The 25,508-nt window shown below is 42.3% G+C and carries 18 protein-coding genes and 1 pseudogene; 14 read left to right on the forward strand and 5 right to left on the reverse strand.

Translation table 11 applies throughout. The features are described from left to right. Positions 1-1,408: 1,408 nt before the first annotated feature. Both zapE (AC0L6H_RS16535) and zapE (AC0L6H_RS16540) read left to right on the forward strand, forming a co-directional pair. Complete coding sequence (gene zapE, locus AC0L6H_RS16535) at positions 1,409-2,425, forward strand: cell division protein ZapE (RefSeq protein ID WP_473390257.1); 1,017 nt, start codon at positions 1,409-1,411, stop codon at positions 2,423-2,425. Then, positions 2,422-2,751: an AFG1/ZapE family ATPase gene (gene zapE / locus AC0L6H_RS16540; RefSeq protein ID WP_473390259.1), complete on the forward strand. Its 330-nt coding sequence runs from the start codon at positions 2,422-2,424 to the stop codon at positions 2,749-2,751. Before zapE (AC0L6H_RS16535) ends, zapE (AC0L6H_RS16540) begins: the two co-directional genes overlap by 4 nt. Positions 2,752-3,243: 492 nt before the next feature. Here the strand turns inward: zapE (AC0L6H_RS16540) and AC0L6H_RS16545 are convergent, their stop codons facing one another. After that, complete coding sequence (locus AC0L6H_RS16545) at positions 3,244-3,858, reverse strand: TetR/AcrR family transcriptional regulator (RefSeq protein WP_214451484.1); 615 nt, start codon at positions 3,856-3,858, stop codon at positions 3,244-3,246. A gap of 154 nt (positions 3,859-4,012) precedes the next feature. Between AC0L6H_RS16545 and AC0L6H_RS16550 the strand changes: the two genes are divergently transcribed. The 5 genes and pseudogenes from AC0L6H_RS16550 to AC0L6H_RS16570 all read left to right on the forward strand — a co-directional run bounded on the left by AC0L6H_RS16550 (position 4,013) and on the right by AC0L6H_RS16570 (position 10,675). Continuing rightward, the gene (locus AC0L6H_RS16550) at positions 4,013-5,080 is read left to right on the forward strand and encodes an efflux RND transporter periplasmic adaptor subunit (RefSeq protein ID WP_214451483.1); all 1,068 of its coding nucleotides are present in this window, start codon (positions 4,013-4,015) and stop codon (positions 5,078-5,080) included. Positions 5,081-5,085: 5 nt separating this feature from the next. Continuing rightward, complete coding sequence (locus AC0L6H_RS16555) at positions 5,086-7,440, forward strand: efflux RND transporter permease subunit (protein WP_473390261.1); 2,355 nt, start codon at positions 5,086-5,088, stop codon at positions 7,438-7,440. Then, a complete protein-coding gene (locus AC0L6H_RS16560) occupies positions 7,370-8,125 on the forward strand; it encodes an efflux RND transporter permease subunit (protein WP_473390263.1) in 756 nt (251 codons plus the stop codon). The genes AC0L6H_RS16555 and AC0L6H_RS16560 overlap by 71 nt, the downstream gene beginning before the upstream one ends. A gap of 885 nt (positions 8,126-9,010) precedes the next feature. Next, positions 9,011-9,473 (forward strand): annotated as a pseudogene (gene rnhA, locus AC0L6H_RS16565) (ribonuclease HI). Next, the gene (locus AC0L6H_RS16570; protein ID WP_473390264.1) at positions 9,473-10,675 is read left to right on the forward strand and encodes a class I SAM-dependent rRNA methyltransferase; all 1,203 of its coding nucleotides are present in this window, start codon (positions 9,473-9,475) and stop codon (positions 10,673-10,675) included. Before rnhA ends, AC0L6H_RS16570 begins: the two are co-directional and overlap by 1 nt. A gap of 258 nt (positions 10,676-10,933) precedes the next feature. On the opposite strand, the gene AC0L6H_RS16575 is transcribed toward AC0L6H_RS16570, so the two are convergent. The 4 genes from AC0L6H_RS16575 to AC0L6H_RS16590 all read right to left on the reverse strand — a co-directional run bounded on the left by AC0L6H_RS16575 (position 10,934) and on the right by AC0L6H_RS16590 (position 16,704). Next, complete coding sequence (locus AC0L6H_RS16575; RefSeq protein ID WP_473390266.1) at positions 10,934-11,236, reverse strand: PilZ domain-containing protein; 303 nt, start codon at positions 11,234-11,236, stop codon at positions 10,934-10,936. A 59-nt stretch (positions 11,237-11,295) separates the two neighbouring features. Then, positions 11,296-15,192: an ATP-dependent RNA helicase HrpA gene (gene hrpA, locus AC0L6H_RS16580; RefSeq protein WP_473390268.1), complete on the reverse strand. Its 3,897-nt coding sequence runs from the start codon at positions 15,190-15,192 to the stop codon at positions 11,296-11,298. After that, positions 15,193-16,323: an isoaspartyl peptidase/L-asparaginase family protein gene (locus AC0L6H_RS16585; RefSeq protein WP_473390269.1), complete on the reverse strand. Its 1,131-nt coding sequence runs from the start codon at positions 16,321-16,323 to the stop codon at positions 15,193-15,195. 129 nt (positions 16,324-16,452) lie between these two features. After that, complete coding sequence (locus tag AC0L6H_RS16590) at positions 16,453-16,704, reverse strand: hypothetical protein (protein ID WP_473390271.1); 252 nt, start codon at positions 16,702-16,704, stop codon at positions 16,453-16,455. Between the two features lie 426 nt (positions 16,705-17,130). Between AC0L6H_RS16590 and AC0L6H_RS16595 the strand changes: the two genes are divergently transcribed. The 7 genes from AC0L6H_RS16595 (at position 17,131) to AC0L6H_RS16625 (ending at position 25,487) form a co-directional block, all read left to right on the forward strand. Continuing rightward, positions 17,131-17,454 (forward strand): exonuclease domain-containing protein, encoded by a 324-nt coding sequence (locus tag AC0L6H_RS16595; protein WP_473390272.1) that lies wholly within the window; start codon positions 17,131-17,133, stop codon positions 17,452-17,454. Further along, entirely contained in the window at positions 17,394-18,581 is a 1,188-nt protein-coding gene (gene sbcB / locus AC0L6H_RS16600) for an exodeoxyribonuclease I (RefSeq protein ID WP_473390273.1), read from the forward strand. The genes AC0L6H_RS16595 and sbcB overlap by 61 nt, the downstream gene beginning before the upstream one ends. A gap of 40 nt (positions 18,582-18,621) precedes the next feature. Next, positions 18,622-20,169 (forward strand): DUF342 domain-containing protein, encoded by a 1,548-nt coding sequence (locus AC0L6H_RS16605; protein ID WP_473390275.1) that lies wholly within the window; start codon positions 18,622-18,624, stop codon positions 20,167-20,169. 232 nt (positions 20,170-20,401) lie between these two features. Next, the gene (locus AC0L6H_RS16610; protein ID WP_473390276.1) at positions 20,402-22,048 is read left to right on the forward strand and encodes a DUF342 domain-containing protein; all 1,647 of its coding nucleotides are present in this window, start codon (positions 20,402-20,404) and stop codon (positions 22,046-22,048) included. A gap of 257 nt (positions 22,049-22,305) precedes the next feature. Continuing rightward, positions 22,306-22,698, forward strand: a complete 393-nt coding sequence (locus AC0L6H_RS16615) for a MerR family transcriptional regulator (RefSeq protein WP_473390277.1) — start codon at positions 22,306-22,308, stop codon at positions 22,696-22,698. Further along, the gene (locus tag AC0L6H_RS16620; RefSeq protein WP_473390279.1) at positions 22,695-23,867 is read left to right on the forward strand and encodes an isovaleryl-CoA dehydrogenase; all 1,173 of its coding nucleotides are present in this window, start codon (positions 22,695-22,697) and stop codon (positions 23,865-23,867) included. Before AC0L6H_RS16615 ends, AC0L6H_RS16620 begins: the two co-directional genes overlap by 4 nt. Before the next feature lie 12 nt (positions 23,868-23,879). Next, positions 23,880-25,487 (forward strand): carboxyl transferase domain-containing protein, encoded by a 1,608-nt coding sequence (locus AC0L6H_RS16625; protein WP_473390280.1) that lies wholly within the window; start codon positions 23,880-23,882, stop codon positions 25,485-25,487. The last annotated feature ends 21 nt before the right edge of the window (positions 25,488-25,508 follow it).

Raw genomic sequence — 25,508 nt, forward strand, 5'->3', positions numbered from 1 at the left:
TCGGCTCCTCAGTGTGGATTGACAAAAATGTATCATACTTTGTGGGCGTTTCGACTGGCTTGATCGTCCAAGATAGCGGACATAGCGATTTATTGTGGTTTAGTCTCTTTGAGCGAATTGCAGCCGTTAGATCTTACTCAGCCGAACGGCTGCTTTGCCCAAGTAACCGGTCGTTTCATTTAAGGCAACAATTTGACAGTTAATGAGCAAATTGCTGCTTTGGTTGACTGGCAAAAAACATCCAAAAGCAGACATAGCACTTTAATTTCGCAATTCCTCTACTAATAGCCTACCTTCGCATGACATTTTGAATTAACACGTCATACAAAACTTACACAACTCAATATTTAAACAATCTGAGCTAGCCTAAAAGACAACTGTAACCAAGGAGTGGTAAAGATATTTTATTTTTCTTTTACTCCGGTTGGTAACACAGATAATGTTCAAGTATGAATAATGAAAACACCAAATTTCTAGAAACCATGCTATATGTTTAACTAATTTACCAATAGGATAGAAATACAGGCTAAAAGGGGAAGGAGTAACCATATGTTTTCATTTATGCGCAGTTATATGCTGTATGTGTTTTATTGGATATGTATCAAAGAAGCGGAAAGAGAGAACCGAAAACCTTCATCTGCTTCTGGATTCGGAGCTGTCGTTGTCGTTTTTAGTTATATTCCTTTTGGCATTTATGTATTTCTCCTAAACTTATTTCCAGAAAAAACATCTTATGTCTACGGTTATTTAAGGAATCTATTTGGTATATTTTCGAGCCATAAAGGTGAGGTCAGTGTAGGTATGCTTCTGGCCATATTACCTATCTCAATCGCTCTTTGCTACATTGTCTGCTGTTATCGAATCTCTTTCGAGGATATCCCTAAGAGACTAGAAAGGTATCAAGTGCTTAGCGAGTTTAGTTGGTTCAAGGTTCTAATTCCATATTTCATACCAGGAGTGTTTTTTTTGATATATTTGTTGTTTACATGAAGATGGCGTAGACGTTTAGAAAAAAACTGAGCGCAGTTACCTTCAGATATGGATATAACTAAGGCGGCTAGGGTGAGTGGCGACAATTCGGCGGCCGAATTAAGCCTTTAGAAGCCGCTTGTTTTGAATTCCTAATTACGTTGAAACATTTGATTAATAGACGAAAAATAGCCGACTTTCACTCCCATAAGAATACAAATTAGATGTCAATATGGGAAATACGAGGCATCTTGTATTTTAATTTTAGGAAAAATGACGTTTTATTTTATCTATACTCTGAAGCCTAGGCGTTGCCACATTGCACTAAACATGTTGTCGACTTGAGTCTCTAATACAAATCCATTTGATACCCATATAGAAATCTAACGTACCATATCATCACGTTAATAAACTCATCAATTCCATGATGAAAACGATAATGATAAAGAAGATGATGATAAAGGCAATGATAGCACAACGTCACGTCGCTCGGCTGTGCTTCTCGAAAGGCCCCGTGGCAGCGGCTTATGAACTCAAGGTGGACGCGGGAGAGGCGCGACGAGATGAAGCGCAAGTCGCTCTGGCGGCAAAATTCGATGCCCTGCACGAGTCTCTTGCATCGCTCCCACCAGTGCCCGTGCGTACGTACAATCCGACAAAGAGAAGCTGTATAAGCAGCAGTTCACTATTACTTTTGCTGGCGCGCTCCCTAGCATCCGCCCAGTCCTTTCTTCGAAAGAAGTTCCATTTTTGGCTTTTTGGTCCACCACCGCGAGGCATGTACATTCATGGACCGGTAGGGGTAGGAAAAAGCTTTCTAATGGATCTATTTTACGCGTCGGTTGCTGTTCCTGATGATGATTCTTGCTGTAATAATGACAACCACAAACACGCAAAAATTACCAAACGCCGTGTCCACTTTCATGAATTCATGCTAGACGTCCATCATCGAATCTTTGTCTACAAACAGAAGCACCCACGAGGTGATGCGATTCCCGTCGTTGCGCAACAATTGGCACAAGAGGCCCAACTCCTCTGTTTCGATGAATTTCAAGTGACAGAAATCGCCGATGCCATGATTTTGAAACGATTGTTTTCACTATTAATATCGGATTGGAATGTCGTGATGGTGGCCACCTCGAATCGAGCACCCGATACCTTGTATGAGAGAGGCATTAACCGATCCCTCTTTTTGCCATTCATCGACCTATTGAGACAGACGTCCGACATTATTTCCATGGAGGATTCCCAAAACGATTATCGGCTCGAAAATCGAGCAGATGGCCAATCCTATTTTTGGTCAAAAAAGGAGTTCAAGGCGATAATAAAATTAATCACAACTTCCAGGCTAAGTTGGAAAAAATATTTGGTGGCGCTGTATCTGGCATTGCATCCGGAACTGAGGGCGAGAGCATTCCTGTCCTCTTTGGTCGCACCGTCCAGGTCGCCCGATTGAATGACCGATGCGCCTGGTTTGACTTTTCCGATTTGTGCTACCAACCGCTCGGGGCAGCCGATTATATTTCCCTCTGCCGCCGATTTCCGGTCATCATCATGGAATGCGTTCCTCAACTGGACGCCAATCACCTCAACGAAGCGCGACGCTTCGTTACCCTCATTGACGCATGTTATGAATCTCGCACCCGCTTGGTACTCACGGCACAAGTCCCGCTCGACGAATTGTTTGTCGATTTTGAAGCGCAAGTCGAAAGCAGTGACGGAGATGAAGAATTGATTGTCAATGATAAGGGGGAAACTCGAGTTCCTTTGCGACGACCATGATTCGCACCAAAGAGGGAAAATATTATGAGTGGTCGGCGACGGGTCTAATTGGCGTGTCACTGGCACAATTATCGGCCGCAAATGACCTCGCCTTTTCCTTTCGGCGAGCCGCGTCCCGGTTGGTAGAAATGGGTGGAAAGGAATGGGGGCGGCAATGACGAGAGATATATACCGTACTTTCTAATTTGGAATGACCGAGGAACAACTGACAAGCCCTAATGTTTTTAGTCTATCTGTAGATCAAAGAAGGTTTGGTTCGACCCTTCTAATCCGATTGAATTTATCCACCCATCGACAATAGGGCTATATTGCCTCTCGAGTCTGCTCAGTAATTTCAAACTGAACAGGCCTACCAATTTTTGTTGAATCCGCTTTTAGAATAGAGAGCGGCTCGCGACGAATAGTCATTCCTAGCGCAATATCTCTCACACGCAAGGTCTGATGTTAAAATTGAAAGTTAGCACGACTACCGCAATCACATTGTTGATGCACTTAAGTAATGGCATAACGGCTCATAAACATTTGTAGCGTTTGCTCTTTGGCATGTTGGCGAACTTGATATGATGGTGCATCATCATTGCACAGCACGGTTGGCCAAAAAAGTGTCCCCTTTAGCAAACTGCCAATTTGCTCTGCGGCATAATCAACGTCGTCAATAGCGAACTTACCATCAGCTATGGCGGCCTTTAGCCAACGATGCAGAGTGGTTTCCTGCGCTCTCATGCGATCCATCTGATCTTTCATCTTGGCAGGAGAATAAAAGAAATGCCCCATTGCTAAGCGTGCGAGTGTAACAAAATCATGGTCGCACATCATGTTTGTCTCGGCTTCAATTAGCAAAGCCAACTGGCTTTCAATCGATTGATTTGGCGTATATTCGACCGATGCTCGCAACATGAACTGCTCCCACATTTCATGCAACAAACTTAATACTAGCGTTTCTTTGCTATCAAAATGGTTATACACCGTTCGCTTTGACACATTTGCTGTTTCAGCTAATTGGTCCATGCTAGTTGCCTGAACGCCTTGTTCTTTAAAGGTCTTCAGTGCTGCATTGAGTATGTCTTCGCGCTTCTGCTGGCTACGCGACTTCTTTACTTCGCTCATGTACTTCCTCCGATTACGTTTAATTTTACACTGCTCAGTTTACTTTACAATTTTTTTGATTATACTATACCGTATAGTTTACATTTTGGTGTTCCGTAAATTTGACACTGAATATCATTGTTATTAAAAAAGCTACTTTAAAAGAGATATCAACGTGCACAAAAACGTCTTCATTCGCACCAGTCTGCTGCTAGCAACCGCACTTTTCATTTCTGCCTGCAGCGACAGTAATTCCGAATCCACTAATGATGAAATCACGCCTGTATTGGTAAAAATGACGCCAGTACAAGCATTGAAAAATGAGCAACATTTTGAGTTTCCTGCAGAAGTTTCTGCGGTAAAAACCGTCGACATGCGTTTTGAGGTATCAGGAAGATTAATTGAAGAAAACCTTCGAGCTGGGAACGAAGTAAATAAAGGTGATGTGCTTGCTAAACTCGATCCAGAACCATTTCAACGGAGAGTGAAGGAGCAGGAGACAAGGTTTACTCAAGCCGATCGAGAATTAAAGAGAGTTCGCCAGTTAATAGAGAAGCAACTTGTTCCCCAATCTGCTTTAGACGATGCGCAAACCGCGTTTGAACTTGCTGAGATTGCGGTCAATAACGCCAAGCAAGATCTTGCCTATACTCAAATTTCAGCGCCATTTAAAGGGCAAATTGCACAACGTATCGTAGACAACAATAGTTACGTACAAGCGGGTGAAGTGATTGCGAGCATACAAGACCGCTCACAGGTGTACTTTAATATTCACGTTCCCGAGCGTTTATTCACGTTGTATGCGAGCCGTGACGGAGCAAAAGTGGAAGGCTCGATTTTAGCCCGACCAACTGACTGGGTAGATCTTTCCTATGTTGAGCATAGTGCTCAGCCAGATCCAGTGACTCAAACTTATAAAGTGGTCTTTAGCAAGTCAGCCGACCCTAGCAACCTAATCACGCCAGGTGCGCGAGCAAAAGTAAAAGTCCACTTAGATCAAGAAGGCAGCACTGATCAACTTATCATTCCCTACACTGCCTTACTGGCTGAACAAGATGACTTCTTTGTGTGGCGCTACAATCAAGAAACAAAGCAAGTCAACAAAGTAGCGGTTTCTGTTGTGAGTGTGCGCGGTGACTATGCCGGAATTGAAGGTGAACTATCTGAGGGAAACAAGGTTGTGTCTGCCGGTGTCAGTAAAATGCGTGAAGGCTTGCGCGTCTCAGAATACGTGGCGGAGTAAGCTTCATGGATATCGCAAAGTACGCTTTACGCTTCCCTGTTAATATCTGGCTGATTGTCGTTATTTGCTTGCTCGGTGGGCTTATTGCACTGAGCAATATTGGGCGACTAGAAGACCCCAGTTTCACTATCAAGCAAGTAAAAGTGATTACCTCTTTTCCAGGTGCAAGCGCAAAACAAGTCGAAGATGAAGTTACCGAATTACTCGAAACGACTATCCAACAAATGCCGCAACTATATCGCTTGAGTTCAGTATCCAGTCCGGGTACCTCAGATATCACAGTAGAGGTGCAGCCAAACTTTGATGGTGGTGAACTGCCACAAATATGGGATGAATTGCGCAAACGCCTGCGAGACGTTCAGAGCCAATTGCCACCAGGAGCACAAGACCCGGTTGTTTTTGATGACTTTGGTGAGGTGTTTGGACTTTATTACGCATTGACTGCCCCTGACTTTAGCGCCACTGAATTGCGGCACTTTGCTAAACAAATTCGCCGCGAGCTGTTGATGATTGACGGTGTTGCAAAAGTGCAAGTGAGTGGTGTGCGAGAAGAGCAAATTACCGTTTATATCGATACAAACCGCTTAGCGAGCTTGGGCTTGAGCTTTCCACAAATATCTCAATTGTTAACGGAAAACATCCGACCGTTTAACGGCGGTAGAGTACAATTAAATGGCAAAAAATTACGAGTGCTTGTGGATCAACCCTCCAGCCAGATCGAGGCTATTGAAAACCTGAGTCTTGTATTGGCAGGGACATCGCAGTCAATCAAGGTAAAAGATATCGCGACCTTAGCAGTTGAGCCAGCCGATATTCAAACAAACTATCTGCGTCACCAAGGTAATGAGGCAATCACCTTGGCTGTCTCTGCGCAAGACGGCGTTAATATCGTTGATGTCGGCCAACGAGTCAGACAGAAAATTGAGCTTATCCTCAGTAAGTTGCCGACAGGTATCGAGCTAGATGCGATTTATGATCAAGCAAAAATTGTTGATGAGTCGGTCGATGGATTCATTTTAAACTTAGTCATGTCAGTGGTTGTTGTGGTCCTAACTCTCTGGCTATTTATGGGTTGGCGTTCAGCACTCGTCGTAGGCACTACGCTAGTGGTCACGGTAATGGGAACCGTACTGATCATGTGGCTAATGGATTTAAGATTGCAGCGTATATCACTAGGCGCAATGGTCATTGCAATGGGTATGTTAGTTGACAATGCGATAGTGGTAGCCGAAGGCATGATGATGCAAATGAAGCAAGGCGCAAAACCACAACCTGCAGCAAGCTTTATTGTTAAAAGAACACAATGGCCTTTGCTTGGTGCAACCGTCATTGGCATAGCGGCATTTTCAGGTATTGGATTGTCGGATGACGCCACCGGCGAATTCTTATATTCACTTTTCGCCGTAGTGTTGATATCACTTATGCTCAGTTGGGTAATGGCAATTACCTTGGTACCGACGCTTGGCAAATTGGTTTTCAAAACAACACCTACGTCAGATCAGAACCAAAATGGCTCTCGTTTTCAAGACGGTTTCATATCAATTTTAAGAGGCTTCTTGCGTCATCGATGGCTAACGCTTTTTGGATTGTTATGCATCACTCTCGTTGCATTTATGAGTTTTGGCTTTGTGAAACAAGGCTTTTTTCCGCCATCCAATGCACCTTTGTTTTATATCCACTATTGGGGACAACAAAACGAAGATATTCGCAGCACTGAAAGCATCATGAAAAAAGTGGAACAGGAAGTGCTTTCTGAGCAAGGAGTGAAATCAATCACTAGTTTTATTGGCCGTGGTGCAGATAGATTTACCCTCACCTATGCGCCAGAGCCTGCCAATGAGAGCTACGCCATGATGCTGGTTCGGGCCAACGATAAAGATGAGATTGATACTATCATTGCTGATATGAAAGCTGCCCTTCCACAAGTGAGTCCTGACGCCAGTTTTTATTTTCAGCGCGTACAATTTGGCCCGGGCAGTGGCGCAAAAATCGGCATACGTTTCTCAGGCAATAACGGAGATGTACTCCGAGAACTCGCCAACAATGCAGTTGAAATCCTAGAAGCTGATGGTCAAATTCAAGAGGTTCGTCATAACTGGCGTGAGTTGGGTTTGAGTTTGAATACCCAATTTGATGACATTAACGCAGGTATTGCGGGCGTGAGTCGCGCTGATTTTCGTGACACCATCGAATACGCAACCACAGGTTTACAGCTTGGTAAGCTATACGATGAAGATTACGCTTACCCTATTCGTGCTAAAATGGCGAATGCTCAGCAGGACCCATTAGATGCGATTCGTAACAGCCAAGTTTGGAGCTTCTCAACAAAGCCGATATGTCCCATTTCGACAAGTATCTAAAGGCATTGAGTTAGAATCCGAAGAAGTACAAATCCATCGTCGCGACCGTGTCCCAACCATCACTATTTGGGCTGAGCCAGGCAGTGATGAGACCGCTGCAGACGCCTTAGCAAGAATATGGCAGCCCATTCAAGACATGCAATTACCCGATGGTTATAAGCTAGAGTGGGGCGGCGAGTATGAAAGTTCGGCAGACGCCCAGCAAGCGCTAGGTAAAGGCTTACCGGCAGGATTTTTAGTCATGTTCATCATATCGGTACTGCTATTTGGCAGAGCCAGACAGCCCCTCATTATCTGGGCCATTGTACCTATGGCAACTGTCGGTGTTGTTTCAGGTTTATTGTTAACTGACATGCCATTTGGCTTTATGTCGCTGCTCGGCTTTTTAAGTTTATTTGGCATGTTAATCAAGAATGCCATCGTTTTACTGGAAGAAATTGACTTACAAATCGAAGAAGATAAGCCCATTAAAGATGCCATTCTTGAGGCCTCAGCAAGTCGATTGCGACCTGTTACCTTGGCGGCCATTACGACCATATTAGGCATGGCTCCTCTGTTGTCTGATGCATTTTTCGCAGACATGTCTGTGACTATCATGGGTGGTTTGGCTTTTGCTACAGTATTAACGCTCATTGCTGTTCCTGTGATGTATAGTTTGCTGTATCGAGTGTCATTCAGAAAATAGCTCCGATGTTACGATCTTATTTCGACTTCAAAAAATAGTATTTGGGAGTGAATATTTAGGTTAGGAGCGCTACTGAATCGCGACGTGAGCATATCGACCGACCGCTTTCTGCCTCACAGGAGCCAGTCAAGGCTTCAATAATTATTATTAAAATGGATATTAAATTTTAGCGAAATTTTAAACCCGCTATGACGGCTTTTGGCTCACAGCTGCCTGTCAGATAACTTCTACCCAACGACTGCAAATGGCACAAAGGGATCGTTCAGCAACAGGATTTCGATGTTCTGGTTATGGCACAAACTTCTCCATCAGGCTTCACGCTGGCCCGACTGCTTTTGGCTCGAAAGGGATGGTCGAAGTATATCAATCATTAAAAATAGTATGATACTTTTTTGTAAAGTATGACACTTTATTGTCAGCCTACACTCAGCCTGTTGCCGCATGGGTATTCTAGCACATCGCTGGTCTGAAAATACCTGCTAGGGTGAATTGACGGGCGTCTTTTTGCCCGGCAAGAGGGCGCGGCGAGCGACCCTAAAATGTAAAGGTAACTATAAGAATTATAAAGGTTGTTTACATTAGTATGAGATTTTGTAGGCGTAAAGAAAGGATAAGATAGGTTAATACCTTGTATATACTGACTTTATATTCACTCACTCACTCGTTTACAAACGCGGAGAGTATATAGAAAATTACAATTTGTCGATTGCCTTGTTGGGTTGGTTTAAGCATAAAAAATATCTCTTTTTTTGGCATACCTTTTTTTGTATGGCAATAGTATACTCTGGCGGATACAAGCTGCCCATACTAATACAGAATTTGTTTAATATTTTTATTGGCAACGCGCTACAACGAATTTCCACAAAATAGTGAATACCCTGCATTATGAAAAAAGTAAATATTTATACCGATGGTTCTTGCTTAGGCAACCCTGGTCCTGGTGGTTGGGCCGCGCTATTAGAGTTCAAGCAACAAAATAAGGAACTTAGTGGCGGTTTTGCGCATACCACTAACAACCGTATGGAACTGCTTGCACCCATAAATGCACTAAAACAACTAAAAGAAAGCTGCCAGGTAAATATCTACACCGACAGCCAGTATGTAAAAAACGGCATCAATCAATGGATTCACAACTGGAAGAAAAAATGGTTGGCGAACTGCCAACAAAAAAGCGGTGAAAAATGCAGACTTATGGCAACAACTCGATAATGAGTGTGAACGCCATGAGATTCAGTGGCATTGGGTTAAAGCACACAATGGTCATGCTCAAAATGAACGTGTTGACGATTTAGCTCGAGAAGCTGCAGGTAAAAAAGGCCTCCCAATTGACGGTGGGTTTACAGAATAATGAACCCAAGCTTAATTCTAAAAGAAGAACGTGAAAAATCATTGCTACGTAAACATCCTTGGATATTTGAAGGAGCTATTGAACATGAAGTAGGCACGCCTAGATTGGGTGCTACTGTCGATATAATATCAAGCAAAGGTCAATGGTTAGCGAAAGCGGCCTACTCCCCACATTCACAAATAAGAGCGCGGGTATGGAGCTTTGATAAAGATACCATTATCGACAATACATTTTTTAAAAATAAACTGCTGCGCGCCTACCAAATTCGTCAACCATGGTTAGCACAAACACAAACTAACGCCTATCGCATAGTTGCTGGTGAGTCCGATGGTTTGCCCGGCATTACGATTGATGTCTATGATGATGTTGTGGTCATGCAGGTCTTAAGTGCGGGCGGGGAAAAACATAAATCCAAACTAGTACACGCTATTAAAGGTTTATTTCCAAAGGCCTGTATTCATGAACGCAGTGACGTTGAAGTGCGAAAAAAAGAAGGATTAGAACTGCTAGTACACACACATGTGGGTACATTACCAGATAAAGTCGTTATAACTGAAAACGAGGTAAAAATAGAGGTTGATTTAATCAATGGCCACAAAACAGGTTTCTATTTAGATCAGCGCCTTAATCGCAAAATTGCAGGAAGTTATTGTACAGATAAACGCGTTCTAAACTGTTTTAGTTATTCAGGTACCTTTGGTGTTTATGCAGCGCTGAACGGCGCGAAAGAAGTGATAAATGTGGATGTTTCGCAATCGGCTCTCGATACAGGTAAACGCAACTTAGCCTTAAATTTACAAGGCGAAAATCAGCACAATGTACGAGATATCAAAGCCGATGTTTTTGAGCATTTGCGCACTTATCAGCAATCTGGCGAAAAGTTTGATGTCATCATTATGGACCCGCCTAAGTTTATTGAAAATAAACGTCATTTAACTAAAGCTGCCCGAGGCTATAAAGACATTAATCGATTAGCCTGTGAATTATTAAATGAAGGTGGCCTGCTCATCACTTTTAGTTGTTCGGGCCTAATGCCTTCTGACTTATTTAATAAAGTTATCGCCGATGCCGCTCTTGATGCGAATACATGTTTAAGTATTGTACAACGTCTACATCAAGATTATGACCATATGGTGGCTAGCTACTTCCCTGAGGGGTATTACTTGAAAGGACTCGTTTGTGTAAAAAACACTCCGATGTAAGGGTGCTTGCATCATTCCCGCCGAGGCGTAATGCTGTTCGTTTAACATACAATACGAACATATCCGTCATTCCCGCGGCGGCGTAATGCTGTTCATTTAACATACAATACGAACATATCCGTCATTCCCGCGGCGGCGGGAATCTGCCAATACATCCTTTAACTATCTGATTTTACAGTGTTCCAAGGAGGTTCCCGTCTCCGCAGGAATGACGTTTTTGATGTTTTTTTGCTTAAACGATTAGGTGTTTGCGAGTGCTTAATTCATCTCGCTAATTTCGGCGCCTACTAAGCACGCTTCATCACTCATTTCATCGCATCTAATGACTTTTGCTTTTGCGACTAAGGAGGCTATCTGCTCATTGCTAGATTCAATAGTAACTTCTAATAGTGCGCCCAGTTCTATGTTTTTTGCTTGCAATTCAATCGAAAGGCCTGTCGCACTGATATCTCTGCATACTGCATTAGTGCTTTGATTTGAAGCTGCATCTATTACATTGACGAGGCATGGCGAATTCACCATCATTCTATAGAAATTTCTTTTGTCGTCGTAACCTAACATGAATACTCCTGAATAAACCCTTTGTTATCTTACTTTTATATGACTTACGTTATACGCTGTCAACTACTGTTTTCAAGTTCTTGCAACTTAATCGAAATTCTTTTTAGCGAAATTGGATACTTTGTTCCTAGCTGTTGAGCGAAAAGTGAAATTCGAAATTCTTCAATCATCTCGCTTACGATGTATAAGTCATCACTTTTGCGTAGTTGTTTCTCCAACTGCGTTTTAGTCTGTTCAAAAAGCCGCACCGCCTTGTCAATTTCTAACTGGTTCATGCGGTCACGGCTAGCATCTACTTTCAACTTTTCACAGCGATGTAATAAACCTTTAAGGTAGCGGTTCCAATCAACTAACTTGGCTAAACCATATTCAAATACAAACCCTTTAAAGACGAGTTGCGATAGATGCTGTTTAATGTGCCCAACATGAGCAACTAAATTTAATGGAATAGAACCTTTACAGTGCTTTTGAATTTGATTTGCTATTGCCAAGCCTGTTTCAACCTGCGTGGCAATCTCTAGTGCTTTGTCATTCAGTGCCATGCGCACCTTGTCTTCCGCTTTCTTGTACCCTTGTTGGCTGCGGATCTGAGTGGCACCACCAAATTCTTGTAGCAAATCATTTATAGAAGCATCAATAATGTCATCAATCAGCATCTGTATTTGGCCAAAAGGGTTAAAATACAGACTTAATTTCGCCTTATTCGGTAGTTTCTCTTGTAAATACTTCATTGGCGACGGTACATTGTTTTTTATCAATTTAATCAGCCCCAATTGATGAGACAACTTGGCCTCTTGAGCACTGGTAAATAATTTAATGTCTATACGCTTGCCGCTAGCACTTAGTCCTGGAAACGCTTTAACTTCAAAACCACTTTGGGATTGCGTATAAACTTCAGGTAAAGCCTCGATATCTAGACTCGTAATATCCTGCTTTTCAATATCACTGGTCACTACTTTATCAATGGTATCTTGCAAGCGCTCACGCAATTGTTCTTTAAGTGCTGGCAAGGATTTGCTGACTGCAATTTGATGGCCCTTGCTATCGACAACCTTAAAGTTCATTGTAAGGTGCGTATCTAAATCTTCACTTGAAAAGTCGTCACTCGACAGCTGTATTCCTGACATACGAAACAATTTCAACGCAAAGGCTTGGGTGATACTTTGAATATTGCCTTGCTTGTCCATAAGCGCTAAATCATGCATACATGCATTGGCATAATCAGGTGCAGGAACAAAGTTTCGCCTTAAGCGTTTAGGTAAAGATTTGATGAGGGCAACAAGCAGTTCATGGCGCAAACCCGGTACCAACCAATCAAATCCAATATTCTGTACTTGATTGAGCAACTCAATGGGAATGACCACCACCACGCCATCCACATCTTTATTCGGTTCAAACTGATACTCCAGTGGCAATACCAACGAGCCTTGTTGCCACGTATCGGGGAAAGACTCTTCGGTGATATCACTAGCATCACGTTTTAACAATTGATGTTTTTCAAAGTTAAGTAAGTCAGGCGTTTGCTGACTCGCTTTGCGCCACCATTTAGTAAAGCTAACTTCGCTACAAACATTGGCATTCACTCGTTCGTCATAAAATGCGACAAGGTCTTCTTCATCAGCCAATATGTCACGACGGCGTGTTTTCTTTTCAAGGAGCTGGATATCCTCAATTAAGCTCTGATTTTCACGTAAAAAAGCATAGTTTAATTTGCTTTCACCTTGCACCAAAGCATGCCGAATAAACAATTCTCGGCTATGTACTGGATCAATCGAGGAATAGTTAACCAAGCGTCTTGACACAATTGGCAGCCCAAAAAGTAAGGCATTCATATACGCCATAACGGCGCCGCGCTTTTTACTCCAATGGGCTTCAACATAATTTTTTTTAAGTAAATGCTGAGCTATGGGCTCTATCCATTGCATTTCTACGCGCGCAACTTGACGAGCGTAAAGCGTGGTTGTTTCGACTAGCTCACCTGCCATAATCCATTTTGGTTGGGTTTTGAACAAGGCTGAACCTGGGAAAATCTTAAACTTACTGTTGCGCGCACCCAAATATTCGTGATTGAGATCTTTTAGCCCTAATTGCGACAATAGGCCAATAGCCATCGCGGTATGAATTTTTTGGTAGTCAGCTTCAATCTTGTTTAAATTGAGGCCAACTGATACCAACATGTGCTTAACTTGATGCGTAATGTCTTGCCATTCACGCATGCGCTGATAATGAATAAAGTGCTGCAAACACCATTTACGCAATTGATTTTGCGTCAATTCTTTTTGTTGCTGTTTAAAGTTCTGGTAAAGATTTAACAGACTAATCAAATCAGAATTTTTATCTTTAAATTCACTGTGAGCTTCGTCTGCTTTTTGTTGTTTATCGTGAGGCCGTTCACGCGGGTCTTGAACGCTTAGGCCCGCGGTAATCACCATAACCTCGTAAACACAATCAGTTTGCCCTGCCGCTAAAAGCATGCGTGCATATTTAGGATCAAGTGGGAAACGCGCCATTTTGCGACCTACTTCGCTTAAGCGTAATCGTCGTTGCTTAAAATTAACCGCTTGTAACTCTTGTAACAAACGTATGCCGTCGGTAATGAATTTTTCTTGTGGCGCTTGGATAAAGTCAAATGCTTGGATCTCACCTAGCCCCAAATTTAACATCTGCAAAATAACGCTACTTAGATGCGTACGCGTAATTTCAGGATCAGTGAATTCAGGTCTCGATAAAAAATCTTGCTCGCTGTAAAGGCGAATACATATACCTTCAGAAGTCCTGCCGCATCGCCCTGCGCGTTGTTTAGCAGATGCTTGTGAAATAGCTTCAATAGGCAAGCGCTGGACTTTAAGTCGGTGGCTATATCGAGACATTCGCACCAAACCGGTATCAATAACATATTTAATGCCTGGCACCGTCAAGGATGTTTCAGCGACATTGGTAGACAAAACAATGCGTCGCCTGCCTTGGGGATGAAATATCTTTTGTTGATCACTGGCACTTAAGCGCGCATAAAGAGGAATAACTTCAGTATGTTTATATTGCTTCTTTTGCAGAAATTGCTGAGTCTCGCGGATTTCTCGCTCACTGCTCAAAAAGACCAGAATATCACCTCGATCATGAGCGAATAATTCATCTACCGCTAATGCTATCGCTTCGGTTTGATCTTGCGCTTGTTGTTGCTCAATATAATCTCGATATTGAATGTCTACCGCAAAACTTCGTCCACTCACTTCCACCACAGGCGCATCATTAAAATGCTTTGAGAACCGCAAAGGATCTATAGTGGCTGATGTGATGATGACTTTTAAATCGGGTCTTTTGGGCAAAATACGCTTTATATAGCCCAATAAAAAGTCAATATTTAAGCTGCGTTCGTGTGCCTCATCAATAATGATCGTATCGTATTGAAGTAGTAATTTGTCTTGCTGAATTTCAGCCAGCAACATTCCATCGGTCAGTAATTTAAGTAAACTAATATCAGATACTTGATCTGAAAAGCGAACTTTACAACCAACAAGGTCGCCTACTTTTGTTTGTAGTTCTTCAGCAATTCTAGAGGCAACACTGCGCGCCGCCAAACGCCTTGGCTGGGTATGCGCAATCGCACCTCTCACGCCGCGCCCTAATTCCATGCACATTTTAGGTAACTGAGTCGTTTTACCTGAGCCCGTTTCACCGGCAACAATCACTACTTGATGCTTGCTAATTAGCGCTTTGATATCTTCCTTTTTATCTGAGACAGGCAAAGAAGGATATTCTATGTGCAAGTTTATATCGGCACGTGAGCTTAACTTTGTTTTTGCTGCGTTTAGCCTCGTATTCCAAGATTCTAAAGCTTGTGTTTGTTTTTCTTTGTCAGCTATTTTTTGTGCATTCAACAAATTACGCTTAAGGTGAAAGGCGTCTTTAATACTGCACGTCGACAGCTCATCCAATTTATTTTTTAAATCAATCATTTAATCTTTGTAAATTTTCACCGTTAGCTTACCTTGAGTATCAATACTCGCTCTGTACATTCCTGGCGTGTTAAAAGGCATCGCAATGTTGCCTTTACTATCAATGGCTATCACCCCGCCGCTGCCTTCCTGTGCATTTAATACATCAAATAAAACCGTATCGGCTGCTTCATTTAAGGCTACGCCTTGATACTTTACTCTGGCACAAATATCAGAAGCGACATTATGGCGAATGAAATATTCACCATGACCAGTTGCCGATACCGCACAAGATTGATTGTCTGCGTATGTCCCAGCCCCGATAATAGGTGAATCTCCTACTCGGCCAAATCTTTTTGCGGTCATCCCGCCGGTCGATGTACCCGCAACAAGGTTGCCTTGCGCATCTAAAACTACAGCACCTACAGTGCCAAATTTATAGTCTTGAAAAGCAATTAGGTCTTTGGTGGTCACCCTAGCTGCAGTGGGTTCATTTTCACTATCTATTTTTTGCTTCGCCTTTTGCAAGGCCTCAAACCTGCGCGTTGAATTAAAATAGCTATTATCAACAGTTTCTAGGCCATGCATCACAGAGAATGCTTCTGCACCAGTAGAGGTCAGCATCACGTGTGGTGATTTCTGCATTACTAATAACGCAGACAAGATGGGATTTTTAATCGTCGTTATACCCGCAACTGCACCAGCCTGTTTTTCTTTGCCATGCATGATGGAGGCATCTAACTCATGTTTTGCATCATAGGTATATACTGCGCCAATACCGGCGTTAAAAAGCGGTGAATTTTCCATCAAGGTAATGGCTGCGGTAACCGCTTCAGTGCCGTCTTTACCCGCTAAGAGTTGTTGGTGGCCCTTTTTAACCGCTTCACTCAACAACGCAATATAGGCCGCTTCGGTTTCTGGACTCATGTTCGACTTTAATATTGTCCCTGCTCCGCCATGAATCGCAATGGCTACTGTTGCCTCAGTCTTGTCAGAATGTACCGGTGGCGCGGCACTCAGTGTAGGTATTATCGCAGTGCAAAATAGCAAACTGATCAACTGTCTTGTTCTAAACAAAAAACGGATATTTTTTGTCTTTACAGATGTTGATGATTTAATGTGAAGTGTTGAATGGCTGGGTGTCGAGATCATGCGCTAATCCTCTTATTCTAATTAAGCACGCAGAATAAGAGGATTAGTCAAAAATGTCCAATGTCTTACAGCGATTTACGTAATTGTCCAATGATTTACGTAAATTAACTTACAAATGTTGATTTAAAGCTAGCGCCTAGCAGCTATAGCTTGCCATTTATTCAACTCAAGTTGAGGCGCGACTGAATTAAGCACCTGATGCTTAAACGCGTCGAAAGTCGAGTATTCAAATTCGTGGCAACTGGTCAACTCATTGTAAATGAGGCGTAGCTTTCGCATTGAAAAAAACGGTGCAATCCTATGTTCGACCGCCATAATGCCAGTATCATTGGGGCCGTACTCACCGAAAAAATCACTATTGGGTAGTATCGATTCTCTCATGGTATATCTCCTTATTGTTTTTTACATAATAATAGAAATTTACCCTCATGGTTTATCGCTTAAAAGCATATAAAAAGATTTTTAAGAACAAAAAGATTGTTGTAATTGGCAAGCTTATAACCCCTGCTACGCCCTAGCCTGCGTCAAATATTTGACGTGAGCTTTACATAAATAAATAGTCTATTGAGTATAAAAAAAGAAAAATTTAAGAATAACTATATGAGTTAATGACTTAGTGAGGAAGTGGATTTTAAGCGCTTGTTTTTAAAGTATTATTAAATTGATAAAAGAGATTCAATATCGCCAGTATATTTCTGTCAACTTGATACAAAGCATTTTTTCTAAGCTGAGATGCTAATATAAGAAAAAAGCTCAGTAATCGGCAAATAGATAACACTTAATAGCCGTGGACAAATACCTCTTATTATGAACGAACCTAGCATTCTTTGGCACGATTATGAAACATTTGGCGTTAACCCGCGAGTGGACTTCCCAGTGCAATTTGCGGCTATTCGCACTAACCTTGACTTAGAAATCATAGACAATCACATCAATATAAACTGGCTTTGTAAGATGCCCTTTGATTATTTGCCTCACCCGATGGCTTGCTTAGTCACCGGAATAACACCAGCATATAGTCTTGCAAAAGGAAGCTCTGAACCTAGCTTTGCAAAAAAATATACGCCCAAATGTCAACTCCCAATACCTGCGTCGCTGGTTATAACAGCATGCGCTTTGATGAAGAAGTGACGCGCCACATGTTATTTAGAAATCTATTCCCCGTGTATGAAAGAGAATTTGCCCAACAATACTCGCGCTGGGATATCATTGATTTGCTACGTGCTTGTTATGCACTGCGTCCAGAAGGCATTGAATGGCCAAGATATGATGATGGAAAACCATGCTTTACATTAGAAGCACTTAGTAAAGCTAACGAAATAGGACATGAAGCTGCCCATGACGCACTAAGTGATGTACATGCAACAATTGGCTTAGCCAAACTCATCAAAAACAAACAGGTAAAACTTTATGAGTATTACTGGCAATTGCGCAATAAGCATAAAGTCCTCGAGCTCTTGCAGCAGTACCAAAAAAATGTATTTGTCTTTGTTAGCGGCTTTATTTCGGGTCACCAGGGGGCATGCACACTCATTATGCCTGTGTGCGCACACCCCTTAAACAATAACGCGGTGCTCTGTATTGACTTAAGCCGTCCCGTCGATGCCTTTGCACAAAACGACAGTGAAATATTGCAGCAGGCGCTATTTTCAAGCACCCCCTCGTCAGATGGTGAAATAGTTGAAAAACCGAGAATGTATTCAATCTCTGCTAATAAGTGCCCTTTTATTGCTCCTATGAAAACCCTAGGCCGTGATAGAGCATTGGAGCTAAACATCGATATCGATGGCGCAGTTAAACGCTTTAAACAATTATCAACCCTCCCTTTTTTAGGTGAGTTATGCAAACAGGTTTTTAGTGACACCAAGCCAAAACCAATTCCTAGCAATGTTGACGAGCAATTGTATAGTAGCGAATTTCCTTCGCCTGCCGATACTACTCTTATGAAAACCATTAGAGACGCACTTCCAGAGCAGTTAGAAGGATATAGCGGCAAGTTTGAAAGTCATATTTTAAATCAAGTGTTTTTCCGATACCGCGCGCGCAATTTTCCGAACTTATTAAATGAAGAAGAAATTAAGCGTTGGCAGCAACACATTGAAGATAGACTGACTCGAAGTAACAAGACCGAGTGCTTATCTTTAACTGAATATTTCGCGAGTATTGATGAATTAAGTCAGCAATATCAACAATATCCAGAGAAAATGAAGATATTAAACTCGTTAAGGCAGTATGCATTGCAATTAACGACAATTTAATATTTTACAAGCCTCTTGATAATAAAGAAGCAAGGTGTATATGAAGGGCATTGAGTTCAGGTTGACCGAAAACGAACGCGAGGTCATCGTCAAGCTAGATCCACTACTTATTGAAGGTTGCATTGAGGCAAAAACACTTTTCCAAGCGTTTAACCTGTCGCCTTTTGCTGGCTATTATTTAGAAGAAGCCAAGGTTTTTGATGCGTGTGAAAGCTTAGACAGAGCAAAAGATGCAAATGAAATGTCGCCAATTATCGCTACTATTGCTAGCGTAAAAAATGCAGAAGTAGAAGTAAGCATTAATGGGGATAAAATGTCTGCAGAGCTTACCTTAATATCCCCGTTCATGGGCCAAATGCCAACACTCAAAGATATCTACACCTTTCTTGAGCGCAGTGAAGTTAGAAAAGGAATTAGTCACAAACGTATCAGCAAACTTATCGAAAATGCGTCTCAAGCGAAAGGTGGACTCAAGTTTACCCGTATAATTGCAAAAGGATTACCTCCTCGTAGCGGCAAAGACTCTTACATAAAATCTTTGTTCCCTAATGCCTTAGAGCGAGTGTTAACACCTAAATATAGCGCAGACAAAAAAATAGACATGCGCGACTATGGCGATATTTTATGTGTTCAAATGCATCAGGCCTTTGCGCGTAGAATGCCACCTACCAATGGACGAAAAGGTTTCACTGTTACCGGCGATGTTCTTCCTGCAGAACAAGGAAAGTGGCGTAAAATACATCATGGCAAACAAGCATACATTGATGACAAAGATGAAAACCTTGTCCTAGCTAAAATTACAGGCTTACCTAAAGTAAATAGCAAAAAAATCGACATTGATGATGTTTTTACCACAAAAGGCGTGAACGTTGCTACAGGCAACATCGACTTTCAAGGTTCGGTTATTGTTAATGGTGATATCACTGAAAAAATGCGCCTTGTTGCCAGTGGCGATATCACAATCGACGGCTTCGTTGAATCGGCCTACATAAAAGCGGGAGGTGATATTGTTGTATTGCAAGGTGCTAGTGGAAAATTGCAACACAACGATTGTCAGTTTGATGCGGGAGGCAATGTATATATTGGGCATGCGCAAGGCGTCAGTATACAAGCTGGAAATGATTTGATTGTCGACAAACAACTCGCCTATTCACATATAAGATGTGCTGGAAACTTAACTGTTGGCAAAATAAATCAGCCAATGGGAAAACTATTTGCTAGCACCATTTTTTGTGCCAAAACGATTAAGGCAGGCTATGTGGGTGCCGTCTCAGGCAGTGGCTTGCTGATAGATTATAGTGATGATTACAACACTATGATGGAAAAACACGAAAAATTAATCGCACATTACGATGATCTCGCATCAAAAAACGCGGACCATGAAATAAAAATCGCCAATATCAATAACCGAAAACCCGGTCAGGAATTAGAAGATAAAATGGCTCTTATGACTAAAGAGCTAGAACTCGAAAGAGTGTTCATTAATTGGCTTCGTTTAAACGTAGAAGAATCCAAGCAAAAATTAGACGCTTTTAATGCGCATGCAAAGGTAATCGCGACAAAAAAGTCTATCCAGGTGTTTCGATAAAACTGAATAAAAAGCAATGGGTCGCAAAAAAAGAATATGGTAAGTGTAAAATCATCCTAGACGGCAAAGATTGGGCCTACGTCCCACTTTGATAAGCTAAGCTTACGAGCACTCTACCCCTCACCATTTAATATTTTCATAAAATGGCCGATAACATGCTATCGAGCATGCAACGCGGACGTTAGCAAAGTAATGTCTGTTCATTTATCATTAAAGTAGAGTTAAATCATTAATGAAAGGCGTATCTTTATTTCCCAATGACAGCAAAACACAGCTATTAGTTGCTGTAGACCCTCTTTTGTTTAAAGGCTTTTTTGACATAGCAAGCTTTACTTCCTTTGTCGCAACATCGCCATACCGACACTACGTGCTTTCAAAAGACAGTATATTAGCCTTAAGCGATGAAGTGATGCTTGCCACTAGCGAGGGCCAAAATGACATTATTGAAAGCGTTATTGGTTCAATTGAACAAGCAAAGGTTGAAATTACCGTGGCGGAAGATAAGATGTCAGCTACTCTCTCTTTTACCAAAAAATCAGAGTCTGGTATACCCGATGTCAACACACTGTTAGCGCAGATACACGAAAAAGGTATAGTAAAAGGCTTAAGTCGCAAACGCGTACGAAACTTTTTACAACTTGCAATGGACAGTGAGATAGGTGCCAAAATATCTGAAGTCATCGCCAAAGGCCTTCCCCCTAAAGATGGCAAAGATTCATCTGTAAAACCCCTCGTTGCGAATGCATTTGAACGCGTTTTATCACCTAAAAAACTGCTGGGTGATAAAACAGATATGCATGAGTTAGTTAATATTTTATGTGTGGCAGCAGGGACAATAGTCGCCAAACGAATGCCTCCGACCCGGGGGCGTTCAGGCGTGACCGTTACCGGAGACATATTGCATGCTGTACGCGGTAAAATTAAATCCATCATACTGGGCGCGAACACCGCAATATCGCAAAAAAATGAAAGTGTTATTTTCGCCACTATGGATGGGCAAGCAAAATTTGACAACGGCATTATGTCTGTTGACGATACCTATATCGTCGAAAAAGATGTAAATCTAGGTACGGGCAATATCAAATACGGCGGTGCAGTGATAGTGAATGGCGATGTCACTGAAAGCATGGAGATTATTGCACAAGGTGATATCACCATTAACGGCTTTGTAGAATCGGCGTATATACGTTCAGCTGGCGATATTATTATTACACAGGGTGCCACAGGAAAAATGCATGATGAAGATTGCCAGCTAATTGCGGGCGGCAATATTTTTATACAGCATGCGCAAGGTTTAGATATTGTCGCGGGCAAAAATGTCAATGTAGCTAAGCAATTAGCATATTCGCGCGTAAGAGCAAAAGGCAGTATCACGGTAGGAAGTATTGACCATCCTATGGGTAACTTGTTTGCGAGTACACTATTTTGTAGTGCTACCGTTCAAGCCGGGACAATCGGCGCTGTTTCAGGCAGTGCAATGATGGTTAATTTCAGTGATGGCTATAATTTATTATCTAGTCGTAGTGACGCTCTAAACGAATTATTAACGCAGTTATCAAGCAACAATAGCAACCACGAGACTAAAGTTTCCGAGATTAACAGTGCACAGATCCCTTCAGCCTTGAAAGCAAAATTAGCCGCCCTTAACAACGAAGTAGAAGCAGAGCGATTGTTACTGGCATGGTTGCGCGGGGCGCAAGAAGAATTACAAGCACGTAAGCTTGAATTTGAAACAAAAGCACGTGTCATAGCGAATAAAGAGCTATTCCCTGGTGTGAGTATCAAATTAAATAAAAAAATATGGCGCGGGGAGCGCGAGCATAAACGTTGCCGTGTAATATTTGAAGATGGCAAATGGCTACATGATCCAATGGTGTAGTTGCCGCGTGGCCTGCCTATTTACGTCGGCAACTAAGTAAGGCATCTGTTATTTTGTTTAACAGCCTTGCAAACTAATTTAATAAATTCGACTGCTTATTCTTTCCTAGCGCCTTAAATTGCGGCGCTTGTACTCTAGTGCTGATACCTCAGTGAATCCAAACCGCACCCTTTACGTTTACGTGAGCTTGACTTTACGTAAACGTAAAGTAATATTACGCCATTATGTATAACAATGTTTAATGAGTTGTAAAAGATATGTCAGTACAAACCTTCAGCATAGGCGAATTAGCTAAGTGTTTCGATATTACCCCGCGCTCTATTCGTTTTTATGAAGAACAGAATCTTTTAAAACCGGAACGACGAAGCCAAAGCAGAATTTATTACGTAAAGGATAAAGTTCGGCTGAAACTCATACTTCGAGGCAAACGATTAGGTTTTTCATTAGCTGAAATCAGTACATTATTTGAACTCTATGATACTAACCCCAATTCAGCAGCACAATTAGAAAGAATGCTGCAACTGACAAAAACAAAACGTGCAGTTCTAGAACAACAACTTAATGATATTCAAATGTTAATGAATGAACTTGATGAAGTTGAATCTCGCTGCGAAGAAGAACTTAACGACCTAAAAAGAGGTGTTGCATGATTACCGCGCCCTATCCCAGCTTAAATTTTGGACTTGGTGATGACATTGATATGCTAAGAGAGCATGTTTACAATTTTGCACAAAATGAAATTGCACCATTGGCTGAAAAAGCAGACCATGACAATCAATTCCCAAACCAACTATGGCCTAAACTCGGTGAAATGGGCCTGTTGGGCGTAACAGTTAGTGAGGAATTTGGCGGTTCAGACATGGGCTATTTGGCTCACACTGTCGCTATGGAGGAAATTAGTAGAGCCTCTGCGGGTATTGGTCTTAGCTACGGTGCCCATTCTAACCTATGTGTTAACCAGCTTGCGAAAAACGGTAATCAGGCACAAAAAGAAAAATATTTAGCAAAGCTTGTGAGTGGCGAACACATTGGTGCGCTAGCCATGAGTGAACCCAATGCTGGCTCTGATGTTGTAAGCATGAAACTTCGCGCTGATAAAAAAGGTGATAAATACATTTTAAATGGCAACAAAATGTGGATCACCAATGGTCCAGATGCGAATACCTTTATCATCTATGCTAAAACCGATACCTCAGCAGGCTCAAAGGGCATTACCGCCTTTATCGTTGAAAAAGATACCCCAGGATTCAGCCAAGCACAAAAACTCGACAAATTGGGTATGCGTTCGTCAAATACCTGTGAATTAGTATTTGAAGACGCAGAAGTCCCAGAAGAAAATATTCTTGGTACTGTTGGCGGCGGCGTTCGCGTGCTAATGAGCGGATTAGATTATGAACGCTTAGTATTGTCTGGCGGGCCACTTGGGATCATGCAAGCGACCATGGATGCTGTAGTTCCCTACATCCACGACCGCAAACAATTTGGGCAATCCATTGGCGAATTTCAATTAATTCAAGGCAAAGTTGCGGATATGTATACGCAAATGAATGCGGCTCGCGCCTATGTTTACACAGTTGCGAAAAGTTGTGACCGCGGAGAAACTACGCGCAAAGACGCAGCAGGCGCAATCCTCTATTCAGCCGAATTAGCCACTAAGATGGCGCTAGATTCTATCCAGCTTTTAGGCGGCAATGGTTATATTAATGAGTATCCCACAGGACGTTTATTGCGTGATGCAAAACTGTATGAAATTGGTGCTGGTACATCAGAAATAAGACGTATGCTCATTGGCAGAGAGCTCTTTCAAGAATCTAAATAAAGGAGTCTTTACGTGCCTATTATTCAATCATTAATAAATACTAAAAGCGACGACTTTGCCAAAAATCGTGAACATATGTTGCTGCAGGTAAACGATTTACGTCAAAAAGTCGCTGATATTATGCTAGGGGGTGGCGAAGCCTCAAGAGAAAGGCATGTTTCCAGAGGCAAACTTCTTCCAAGAGAGCGCATTGAGGCCTTAATTGATAGAAATTCGAGCTTCTTGGAGATAGCCCAATTTGCAGCTTGGGAAGTCTATGATGATAATGTTCCTTGTGCCGGTGTGATTGCTGGCATCGGCAAAGTTCATGGCATCGAATGCATGATTGTAGCGAATGATGCTACCGTGAAAGGCGGCACGTATTATCCATTAACAGTGAAAAAGCACTTACGTGCTCAAACGATTGCGCAAGAAAATAATTTACCCTGCATCTACTTGGTAGATTCAGGTGGTGCTAACCTGCCACGTCAGGACGAAGTATTCCCAGACAAAGAACACTTCGGACGCATATTTTTCAATCAAGCGAATATGTCTGCCCAAAACATTCCGCAAATTGCAGTTGTTATGGGTTCGTGTACAGCAGGCGGTGCATACGTACCGGCAATGGCTGACGAATCGATTATTGTGCGAGAACAAGGAACGATATTTTTAGGCGGTCCTCCTCTTGTTAAAGCGGCAACTGGTGAAGTTGTTACCGCCGAAGAGTTAGGCGGTGGCGATGTGCATTGTCGAACTTCAGGGGTGGTTGATCATCTTGCAAATAACGATCAACACGCGTTGAGCATCGCCCGAGATGCCGTCGCGCGACTTAACAAACAGCATCCGCAATCCTTACAACGCCGACCAAGTGTGCCTCCTCGCTACGCCGTTGACGAAATTTACGGGATAATTCCCAAAGATAGCAAACAAACCTATGACGTCCGAGAAATCATTGCTCGAATAGTAGATGACAGCGATTTTCATGAATTTAAGGCACTTTATGGGACCACCCTTGTCTGCGGTTTTGCGCGCATCGAAGGTTTCGAAGTCGGCATATTAGGCAATAATGGCATTTTATTCGGCGAAAGCGCGCAAAAAGGTGCTCATTTCATCGAACTTTGTTGCCAACGTAATATTCCTTTGCTGTTTTTACAAAATATTACCGGCTTTATGGTTGGTAAACAATACGAATCAGGTGGTATTGCTAAACACGGCGCCAAAATGGTTACAGCGGTTGCCTGTGCACAAGTGCCTAAGTTGACGGTCCTTATAGGCGGAAGCTTTGGTGCCGGCAACTACGGTATGTGCGGTAGAGCGTACGATCCTCGCTTCTTATTTATGTGGCCGAACGCGCGCATTTCAGTAATGGGCGGCGAACAAGCTGCCGGCGTGCTAGCACAAGTAAAAGAAGGACAAGCACATCGCAACGGCGAGACTTTAAGTAAAGAAGCAATTGACGCTATTAAAAAACCGGTTGTTGACACCTACGAGCGTCAAGGACATCCCTATTATGCCTCAGCAAGATTGTGGGATGATGGCGTTATTGACCCTGCAGATACACGTAAAGTACTCGGTCTTGCACTTAGCGCTGCGAATAATAAAAGTGTAAACGCTACTAAATTTGGTATTTTTAGAATGTAAACAGTGCGCTAAATAGCAAGT

This window comes from Glaciecola sp. G7-5 (assembly GCF_055808975.1).